Source organism: Heliobacterium chlorum (genome assembly GCF_014502795.1).
Taxonomy (GTDB): domain Bacteria; phylum Bacillota; class Desulfitobacteriia; order Heliobacteriales; family Heliobacteriaceae; genus Heliobacterium; species Heliobacterium chlorum.
The window spans coordinates 1-10,664 of sequence record NZ_JACVHF010000044.1 but is presented as its reverse complement, the minus strand read 5'-3'; the positions used below and the strand labels follow the sequence as shown (position 1 = coordinate 10,664).

At 40.2% G+C, this 10,664-nt stretch carries 8 protein-coding genes; 1 reads left to right on the top strand and 7 read right to left on the bottom strand.

Annotated elements, in window-relative coordinates; all coding sequences use genetic code 11:
- Positions 1-499: 499 nt before the first annotated feature.
- The 6 genes from H1S01_RS18920 to hsdR all read right to left on the bottom strand — a co-directional run bounded on the left by H1S01_RS18920 (position 500) and on the right by hsdR (position 8,624).
- Positions 500-1,222: a nucleotidyltransferase family protein gene (locus tag H1S01_RS18920; RefSeq protein WP_341479145.1), complete on the bottom strand. Its 723-nt coding sequence runs from the start codon at positions 1,220-1,222 to the stop codon at positions 500-502.
- A 168-nt stretch (positions 1,223-1,390) separates the two neighbouring features.
- Positions 1,391-1,642, bottom strand: a complete 252-nt coding sequence (gene spoVG, locus H1S01_RS18915; RefSeq protein ID WP_155476953.1) for a septation regulator SpoVG — start codon at positions 1,640-1,642, stop codon at positions 1,391-1,393.
- Between the two features lie 112 nt (positions 1,643-1,754).
- A complete protein-coding gene (locus H1S01_RS18910; RefSeq protein WP_188041956.1) occupies positions 1,755-2,429 on the bottom strand; it encodes a DNA-methyltransferase in 675 nt (224 codons plus the stop codon).
- A gap of 128 nt (positions 2,430-2,557) precedes the next feature.
- The gene (locus H1S01_RS18905; protein WP_188041955.1) at positions 2,558-3,940 is read right to left on the bottom strand and encodes a restriction endonuclease subunit S; all 1,383 of its coding nucleotides are present in this window, start codon (positions 3,938-3,940) and stop codon (positions 2,558-2,560) included.
- The gene (locus H1S01_RS18900) at positions 3,940-5,358 is read right to left on the bottom strand and encodes a class I SAM-dependent DNA methyltransferase (RefSeq protein ID WP_188041954.1); all 1,419 of its coding nucleotides are present in this window, start codon (positions 5,356-5,358) and stop codon (positions 3,940-3,942) included. Before H1S01_RS18900 ends, H1S01_RS18905 begins: the two co-directional genes overlap by 1 nt.
- A 2-nt stretch (positions 5,359-5,360) precedes the next feature.
- Entirely contained in the window at positions 5,361-8,624 is a 3,264-nt protein-coding gene (gene hsdR / locus H1S01_RS18895; protein ID WP_188041953.1) for a type I restriction-modification system endonuclease, read from the bottom strand.
- Between the two features lie 974 nt (positions 8,625-9,598).
- Between hsdR and H1S01_RS18890 the strand changes: the two genes are divergently transcribed.
- A complete protein-coding gene (locus H1S01_RS18890; protein WP_188041952.1) occupies positions 9,599-9,886 on the top strand; it encodes a hypothetical protein in 288 nt (95 codons plus the stop codon).
- Between the two features lie 502 nt (positions 9,887-10,388).
- On the opposite strand, the gene H1S01_RS18885 is transcribed toward H1S01_RS18890, so the two are convergent.
- Positions 10,389-10,664 (bottom strand): response regulator (locus tag H1S01_RS18885; protein WP_188041951.1); only part of this gene is annotated, 276 nt, incomplete at its 5' end.

The window sequence follows — 10,664 nt, the reverse complement described above, 5'->3', positions numbered from 1 at the left end:
TAAAATAATCTTGCCTATTTGCCACTTTTCTTTAGTTTAATTTGTTAGAGGCGCATAGTAGGGGTGTCGAATGTGCGGTATAACGTGTATATCTGTTATATAACCGTTATTAATCTTATAACCGTTACCCTCTCTTATATATACTGTTATTACTTTATGTCAAACAGCGCGACACCCCTGTCAAAACTTTTGACATTGCTTAATGTTTGTGTAATCAGGTGTTGATTGACGCCTTATACTCATATGAACCGTTTTTCCCCATAGAGGAACAAGAGACACCTTCGCCTCGCGCTCGCCCAGCTGCCGCACGGCTGGGTTGGCCACGTCGCGGGCTGTGGCCACGTGTGGCTTGCTGTTATATTCTGTATGGAGTTATATCACCAATGGATTCTGTCGGAACACATGGTGAAACAGATATGGCTGTGGTGATTACGCTCTCCACTACTGGGAAAGCAAAAAACCAGGTGAACATCTGTCCAGCCTGGTTGATGTATGCTGTTTAGATTGCAACTCTTAATTCGTTGGAAACCAAACCGTTATTAATATCGAGGTGGACCTGTTTGTACTGTTCTATCGTGCCAATATCCTTCCAGTAACCTTTGGCATTTACGCCTAACAAGGGTAACTTTTCTTCTAACAGTCGCGGGAACAATTGCTTTGAAAAGTCGTAAAAACCACTTGGGATATAATCGAAGATACTGGGTTCAAAGGCATATATTCCTGCGTTAATGGTGTTGGAAAATACTTGTTCCGGTTTTGGTTTTTCAATAAATCGACGAATATAACCGTTCTCATCGGTAATTACAATTCCAAATTGAGTCGGATCGTCCACCGTGGTTAATGCCATTGTCGCTAGCGCTTGTTTTTTCTGATGAAACTCAATGATTTTCGATAGGTTTATATTCGTTATTCCATCCCCGCTAATGACTAAGAACGTTTCATCAAGAAATTGCTGGGCCTGTTTCACAGAGCCAGCGGTACCAAGTGGTTCATTCTCGATGAAATAATTAAACCGTACACCAAATTGAGTTCCATCACCAAAATATTTCATGATTATCTCGGGGTAATAGCACAGTGTTACGGCAATCTCAGTTATTCCATGTTGTTTTAATAAATCAACAGCATACTCCATCGCTGGTCTACCATGAACAGGAACCATTGGTTTCGGCATGGTGTCCGTCAGCGGACGCAGCCGGGAACCCACTCCACCGGCCATAATCACGGCTTTCAAAAAACGATGCACTCCCCTTGGCAAAAGCCACTTTTTTTAATTTGAAACGAACGAGGTAATGATCGTCGAGATTATAGCCTGGGATTGTTATTTTTATCTCTACAATTTATTGTATGATGTTGTAATCTGCAAATTGAATACCAGATGTTGTTAACTTGATTATGCTGCTTCGAACGCACGAAGTACCGCGTTTAAAAGTAAGCTTCGAGATTCCTGGGTAATCGGATGAGCGATATCACAAAAGCTCCCATCTGGTCTCTTTCGACTCGGCATGGCAACAAATATCCCGTTTGGTCCTTCGACGACTTTGATATCATGGATAACAAAAGAGTCGTAAATAGTAACCGATGCAATAGCTTTGATAGCACCTGTTTGAAAGATTTTTCTAATCCTTACATCTGTGATAGCCATTCCGAAACCTCTCCCCAAATTATTCAGAATCCCTTGTTCAAGTGTAAACTTATCTTAGAAATAATCAACATTTGTTAAGAGATTTTTACACATATGTGAGAACTATCTTTATTTACGCTGCTTCCCTCAACCTAATATTTGCCGCCTTCACATACTGCTCCTCAACGTCAAACGCAATAAACCTTCGCCCCATCCGCTTGGCAGCCACGCAGTCTCCACCGCTTCCGCAGAACGGAACCAACACAACATCACCCGGCTGCGATGACTTCTCAATAATTATCTCGGCCAGTTTTACCGGCTTTTGCGTGGGATGGATGTAGGTTACTGCTGGATCGCGAGGCACAGCCCATACGTCTGAAATTCGCTTTCCATTTAATATGTGACGTCCCTTCACAGCGAAGATGAGAAATTCATGAGCGGGACTGTAGGCTCCACGAAGGTCACCCATTCCCCCACCGTTCTTTTGCCAGACGATGCAGTTCTTGATGGTGAAGTATTGGGAGATGCGGTGATACCATTCGGTGTAGACGTCCCAGCGGGTATAGCAGTAAAAAGCACCGCCATCTTTCAGCACTCGATAAGCGTCGGACAACCAGTCGGCCATGATGATGTCGTCGTTTTGGATTGCGGTGAACTTTCTCTTGCGACTGCCGCTACGGTAATTGATGCCATAAGGTGGGTCGGCGATGATGAGGTCGATAGAGTTGTCGGGGATTAGTTTGAGGCCGTCGTGGATGTCCATGTTATAGATGCGGTCAACCGATAATTCACCGATGATTGCTGTCATTTTCCACCTCTTTGCTCTTTGAAAATAGAAAAGGCAGTCCAACCACGATGGGATGAACTGCCTGTCTATTCAATAGGTGGGCTGTGGGTGGCGGGGTACAAGTAATAAATAGCCTCGATTGCCTCTTCTTATTTTTCCACCCGTTCTCTCAAAACTTCTTTCAACAACTCCAATGTACTTTCTTCCTCTGGCTTATTAGTACCTAACTCACCACGAAAAGCACGAGCAAGAATGGATTTTTTCATTAGGTCGATATTTTCAATAACATCACAAAGTTCAATAGCGTTTTGCTCCTTATCTATCAACCTATTCAAAATTGCACAAATCTCTTGCTGTTCTTTAATCGATGGAGTCGGAATAATAATTTTATTCAAATCCTTTGCATATATAGCAGCAACATTCGTTGTAACCTTTTTAATCTTGTCTAATTCAGCTTTCCCTTTCGCAGAATTTAAGTAATAGCAAACAAAGTCAGAAATAACTTCCTTAGTGAATCTAACTCTCATAATATTGTTATTATAAAGTACTGGCTCCTCAGTTGTGTTTTTATAGACAGCGTTTTTACCTACTAACTCTCTACTATTCCTTGTATTAAAGAGAAAATCTCCACTTTTAAGTTTGTATGCCTCTATTTCTGACTTTGGAGCGTTTACATACATTAAATTGTTTAAGTCAAGGTAACCGTCTTTATGAATATTATTCATCTTTAAGTATTTAATTTCGAAGTCTATCGATTGCTCATTTATATTCCTGACTAAGCCTAACTTAGATTCATAAACCAAGTCTCTAAATAGTATATTTTTCCAACTCTCTAAGCCAAGCCCATTTTCTTCTCGCCATTTTTCTGTCAACTCACCCGAAAAAGCCTTGTGAAGAATTGCTGATTTTCTGTTTTCATATGAGTCAAGGACAATTTGCACAAGTTCTTTAGCACGATCTAACTTCTCAAAAAGCGATACAATCAAGTCTACTATACGTTTTTGTTCAGGTAATGGGGCTAGAGGAATTGGAAACTCCTCTAATTCTGTACCTCTAATTGAAGGAGAATTATCTCCTTTCATCAGTAACGTTAAATTTGCAATTACATATTCACTACATAACAAAAAATACAAATATCTTGAATTTATTGCCCTAGAAGGCTTACATACATAGAAACCCGTAGATGCGATACAATCGGAATACTCTTTGTGAACATAAGCGATATTTCGCAGATAAGGTCTAACCATCGAGAATAGTGTGTTACCCTCTTCAAGACCTCTTGTCGCTCTACTTGGAGCACTGGCAGTCTCTATAGTCTTAAAATCTTTTATTATTTGATTTCTATTATCTATCGCATCTATATCAATATACTTAAAATACTCTTTATCTGGTTTAGTTGTTGTCATCGGTAGCGTAATAGATTTTATTCTTGTCCACACCCAATTATTCGGAAGCCCAAACGGCACTTCGTCATCTTTCATAATTGCCTGGTTAATTAAATCATCAGACGATAATTTCTTTTTTTTAGCCATTAGTAGCTTCCACCTAAACTTTTTAACTCTTTAACTACACTCATAATTAAGTCAACTGCTTCTTCAAGTTGAGCGACAACTTCTTCCCCGTTCTCTATCGGATCTTTGAGATTTTCATAATCTAGAATACTTTCGTCTCGAATTAAGCCTAAGTCAAGACTGTCGTTCTTTTCTTTGATCTGCTCCCTTGTAAAGACGGAAAAACGCTCGTCATGAGCTGTCCTTCTGTCTTCTGCTGTATAGGCTTTTACAAAGGAATTAAAATGCTCATGTTTTAAGGGTGTTGTCTTCCCGAAACTTTGCATGTTCGTACGCAAATCGTAAAACCATACTTCTTTTGTATTGCCCTTATCAGTTGTGCCACGAGTAAAGAAAAGCACATTGGTTTTGACACCCTGAGCATAAAAAATTCCTGTGGGTAGCCTCAAAATGGTATGTAGATTACACTTGTCCATCAAGTCTGCACGGATTTTCGCCCCATCACCATCAGCAAAAAGGACGTTATCAGGTAAGACCACGGATGCTCTGGCTTTCCCATTTGCTCTGAGTGAACGGTAGATATGTTGTAAAAAGTTAAGCTGTTTGTTGGATGTTGGATAAACAAAATCATCACGAGTCGCACGTTCTCCCCCTTTTTTAGTACCGAAAGGAGGGTTGGTAAGAACAACATCAAAACCTTTCAGATTCTTCCCTGCGTTTGAAAGAGTATCGCCTAAGATGATTTCTCCTTCAATGTCATGAAGCATGGCGTTCATAAGTGCCAGTCTATGCGTATCATGTACTAACTCACAGCCAGTAAAGGCTTTTTTCTTTTGAAACTCTTGCTCCTCGATGGATAAATCAAAAAGGTTATCTGTCTTATCTTTAATTTGTTTATCAGCAGCGATCATGAAGCCAAACGTTCCACATGCAGGGTCATTACACTTCTCCCCTGGTTGTGGGTCGATTAATTGCACCATAATATCAATCAGCACACGAGGCGTAAAATATTGCCCCGCTCCTGACTTTTTCTCGTTAGCGTTTTTCTCTAAAAGCCCTTCATAAAGGTTTCCAAGACCCTCTTCTTTGGCTGAATACCAGTCAAGATCGTTTATCGATTTAATAATCTTTTCTAGATTTTTTGGCTCATCGATGTTTGATCTTGCACCAGAATAGATCTCTTTTATTCTTCCAGTGGAATTCTCGCCTAAGTGATTTAATAGTTCGTTATAGAACTTTTTTAATTCTATCCCTTTCTTTTTAGTGAGTTCGTCCCAACGGTATTTTTCAGGGATTTGTCCTTCTGTCGATGTTTCTTTGCTCATCTTCAGAAATAAGATATAGGTTAACTCCGTCACATATTGATGATAGGTAATACCATCATCCCTGAGCACATTGCATAAGTTCCACAGTTTGGAGACAATTTCTTGGTTGGTCAACGTTAAGCACTCCATTCTTCATACAAATAATCATTAAGTTCTGCTATGATATCATCCAATTTATTTCCAAATATTTTATTAATAACCTTGTAACCACCTTTGGAGTTGAATGCTCCTGCATCAAACGTTTCTTTATCAATGATGCTCTCATTCAATAAGTGGGTTTCAATTCTACGAAGCCAGTCAAGTTCGATCTTGCTGAAGTTGTGTTTTTTCTTTAACTTGTTTACTGCATTTTTAATTCTTTCTTCATGACTAATAAGAGGCGATCCGATGGCCTGTTGCCGAATAAAGGTAATGATGTCTGCGGTAATGTCCTCATTCTTTAATTCTCTCCACGCTGAATTTAACTGTACCTCAGTGAACTTATGACGGTCAAGTTCTAGTTTCAGGCTCTTTAATGCTTCGCGAGTAAGCTCCTTAGGTCTTGTACACACAATATTAAGAGCTGCTATCTTATCTATATTGTTTTGGATAAAGTTCTTAAACTCAGCCAAGTAATCTTCTGGCTTTTCTGCGTTTCCGTAGCCTCTGGTATGAGAAATTAATTCGTCCTCTTTATCTGAAATGACTACAGGAATGGTTGGATTAGTGCTCCCCTCGTTAAGCATTTCAAAGAGGTTTTTATTCTTTAATATTTGTTCTTTAGCCTTTTCGATTGGTAAAGACTTTAACTCCTCGATAAATTGTGTTGGATTTTTTCCTCCCGAAAGATCGATAAAATGTTCTAGCGTTTTACCACTTAGTTTTCTTTTCTTTCTCTGTAATTTGGCAACGATCATATCGATTTGATTCTTTTTTTGTTCTTCTGTCGGTAATTTTTCGAGCCCATTGATAAGGTCTTCAAAGGTAGCGGTTGGATTAACGACGACAGGTTTCATTGTGGTTACGGCTTTTAGTGATTCATATACGCCCACGGGATCAAATATCTCAAAGTGAGTCTTATTTATTTCTGGGCATAGACGAGTAGCCCTCCCAAGCATCTGCTCAAAGAGAATCCTCGATTTTACCCTACGCAAGAAAACAAGTGTTGTTATCTCAGGAACGTCAACACCTGTCGTCAAAAGGTCTACGGTCACAGCTATATTAGGATATTTCTCGTTCTTAAATTTCTTGATTGCTTCAGATATCTTCTTCTTATTACCATTTTCCACTGAGCCTGTGATCTTCTTAATCGCATCATTATCAATACCGTAATCCTCATAAATCTCTCTAAGAATTTTCACGATTAGGTCAGCGTGGCTATCGTCAACAGCAAAGATAAGAGTTTTACCTTCGCCCTCTGGATTAATTGACTTCGCAATTTCTTGCAGAACGGTTCGATTGAAGGGTTCTGTGATCACTTTTCTGTTAAAACTCTCGATGTCAAAGTCTAATTCGTCTTCAAGTTCATAACTGTTCGTGATTTCTCCAGTAACGGGATCATAAATAGCGACAGATTCACCTTTTTTATAGTGAATCCCCTCAGTGGATAGCTTTGTTTTTATGTTATGTGGGGCATCATGATCGATTAAATAACCTTCTATTACGGCTTCTCTATAGGTGTAGTTAAATACAGGCTTTCCAAAGATCTCTACCGTATGAAGGGCTGGTGTCGCAGTTAGAGCTATTTTTACTGCATCAAAGTATTCGATGACGGTTCTATACTTACTGACATAGTCATCCTGGTTTCGATAGAATAGTTCGTCGTCTCCCATTTCTTTGTCGAGGATATAACCTCTATGTGCTTCGTCAACAACAATTAAATCATAATCGGTGACGGATGGCATAGTTTCGCCTTCGTTATACATGATCCGCTTTATTAAGCTTTGAACGGTGGCAACATGCAGTCTTGTTTCTTTCTCAATATCCTTATCTTCAAGTTCCTTGATATTATATATCTCATCCATGGTCATAAGGTCTTCCAATTTTACTTCCTTAAATACATCTTGTGCCTGTTCCCCTAATGCGGTGCGATCAACTAAGAACAATACTCGATTAAATCGCTCGGCTTTTAGAAGGCGGTAAATCAACCCTAGAATTGTGCGTGTTTTACCTGTACCTGTTGCCATGGATAAAAGAATTGACTGTTGACCGCCAATGACTGATTTTTCAGCGGCCTGAATCGCTTTTATCTGATAAGGCCTTAGGTTTAGTCCACCTTTATCAGTTAATAGATCATAACCGGTGTCTCTAAGCTCTTTGTCCGCTTTATCAATGTCTTTTTCAAGCAATTCCATTAGCCCTTGAGGGCTGGCCCAACCTTGTTCAGCTTTTGGAATATTGGTTGACTTACGAGCATCCAAAAACCAAATCCCTGATTTTGTTTCAAGCTGCTTTAAGTACTTTCTCCCATTGGTAGCAAACAGAAAAGGCACTTGGTAATCTCCCCATTTAGAAATGAGGTAACCTGAGTGCTCTGGTTTTATATTTTTGGCGTAATCCTTACATTGATAGTCAATTACGGATGGAATGTCAGCGAAATGGCGTTTTGCTTCGATAATGCCTACCAGTTGGGTTCCAGCAAACAAAGCATAATCGGCATAACCACCATTACCAACCTCTGAGTCAGTAGGCCATTCTGCAATCGCTAAATTTCTACCTTTCTGAGGTCTTGTCCCTTTTGAATATCGAAGATTGATCGTATCGGCTTCCCATCCTACTTTTCGTAGCTGTTCATCGATAAGATATCGAGTTTCTTTCTCTGAAAGATTGATTTTATCTGCTGAATTATTTGCCCGTTTTCTTCTATCAGAAATCGAAACCTCTGTTCCTATGGCAGGAGTGGTTTGAATCATGTCTGTAAGTTGTTTAATCTTTGCTTCCTGTGCTTCAATGATAGACTTAAACTTGCTATCTAAACTGATATCTTCGGGCAACACAAACTCTGCTGGTTCATAGTCCCAATCACCATAGGTTTGCATAAACCATATACCAAGTTTATGTGCAAATTCTAGAAGAATCTTCGCTCGCTCCGTTGATTCGTACCCGTCATGGACGGCATCATTGCGTGTTGTTCTTATCGCATAAAGAATATCATCAATGTCTTTGGGAAGAAGCCCTTCTTTTTTAAGCACTTTTATCCGATTCGCATGAGTATTTTCCTGTTGTGGTTGTGGTTCTGTTATGTTGTCTAACGCAAACATATGTCGAACGATAGACTCAGCAAATAGTCCTAATTTGATTAGGCAAGAATTTGAGTCTGTATAAAGATATTTTTCGGCCATACTCCCGAGAGATGCTAGTAAAGGCCACTTCTCTTCAAGAAAAGTGAAGTTTGATTTCAAAATAAATCAACTCCTGTCTCAAGGTACACATTCAAACAGCCGTCGAGTAAAAATCATTATATACTATTTATTCTACGAATTTCTTTATTTCCCTTTTAATTTACAGATAAGAAATGCCTATCTTCGTCTGCTTAAGTTACCATAGCAGATGAGTTTTCGACCAACTGGCCCTTCAAACGCCACAAATAGCCTCCCTTATCCCGCAAAAAACTCATCTTCTATGTAAAACGAAAAAAGCGACCTCGCCGTTAGTGGCGAAGTCTCTTTTTGGGGTCCGTGGCTGATTTTATTTCCTTCACTCGCTGTAAACATTCACTAAACATTCTGTCTCGAATTTTCAATTCGTCTAGTCTTTCCTCTAGTAATCTTTGGACGCTAGCTGGAATTGTAATCCCCGTGGCTTCAATTTGTTGCAGGAAGAATTCAAGATCGCTGAGTAAAGTTTCACTCGTACCTTCGGTACCATTCGATTCCGACAAAGCAATCTTGTCCTCTTCCCTCTTCCGCTGCCGTCGAGATTCAAGCCATTCCTGGATGAAGACGCATCACCTCCGGGTTAGTGTCCCGTAATAAAAAACAACCGCCCATTCACGCTGCTCCCGACAACGAGGTTTAGTTGGGAGGTCAGTGTACATGGGCGATTGTGCTCGGTTATTATGAGTAAAAAGTCACTTACTTGATACGCGAGTCTCTAAACACGAATGAACACCGCCCATCTTCAGTCAATCTACTAGGAGGTGACTGTTCTAGTGGACCACTGAGAGATGGGCGATCACATAGATACTTTATTCATAAGTTGAGGCATTTGCTACTCGAAAAACGGAATTACCCAGTTTTCAACTATCACACCCAGTTTGAGCGTAAACGTTCGGCATTACCGTCATCTCCTGGGGCTGGGTTCCCCAAGAATAAAAACCAAAAGCCCATCCGTACTACCCTCCCGAAATACGGGAGTTCTGTAAAGATGAGCAGTTGTGCTCAAGGATTTAGCAGACCCGGTTCTGAATACAGTCGCCGGGCCGCAAACCAAGAACCATATTGCGTTGGTAAACATCCGGTTGGCTGGTTATTTAGACAACGCAACGAGCTTAGAATGCCGTTTTAAGGACAAAAAATACCCCGCAAATGTGGGGGTGGGACGATTCACTTTGGGACTCGGGGGATGCAATGACAATATTAAAATATTCGGGTTTTCTTCAAACGTGATTAAAGAAGAAAAAAAGTACCCCGCGATAAACCCGCAGGGCGAAGCCGCGAAATGATAGAGGGTCATGTGAACCGTGCCAGTAAATCTATATGCATGATTGACTGAGTAATACCGGTGTTAACTTCAAAAAAATACCCCACATTAAACTTGTGGGGTCAAGACATAGAGAGAAAGGAATGGCAGGACAGCCGAACATGACAATATACTATTTATGCTCGTCTTTAGAAAGTATGACAATGACTGTTGTCAATAAAAAAAATACCCCGCAAATCGCAGGGTGCAACATGGATGGAACTCTTTAGAGGGCAAAAGCACGATACAATTTATGATTGATTCTTAGAAAACATGTCCAGAAAACGAAAGAAGCCCGTGAAACACGGACTCTTTCAGGGGACGTGGGAGCTGATATGAGAAATACGCTGAACCGAGTTTTGAAAAGAGCACAAGGAACAGCGCGACAATTATATTATTTCCAGTTTCAGGCTTATACAACCCTACCTTGAAAGACAAAATGGCTTTGAGAGATACGTGGTTGGACTGGTTTCTGTATAGTAGGATCAAACCGCCCTTTTCTTGCTTTGGAATAAACGTTTTACTTCGGTGCTAAAATCGTTAACGTCAAACGGCTTGCAAAAATATTTCGAAGCAAGTCCGTTACGTATACTTTCTTCAATTTGTTCGTCCGAGAAAACACTGATAAACCAGATCGGAGTTTTAATGCCGAGTTTGCGAATTTGATTGGCTGCCTCCAATACATCTACATCGGGCATCCGAATATCTAATATAATGAGGTCATAATGATTGCTGTTCGATAAGGCAATGACTTCAGAGCC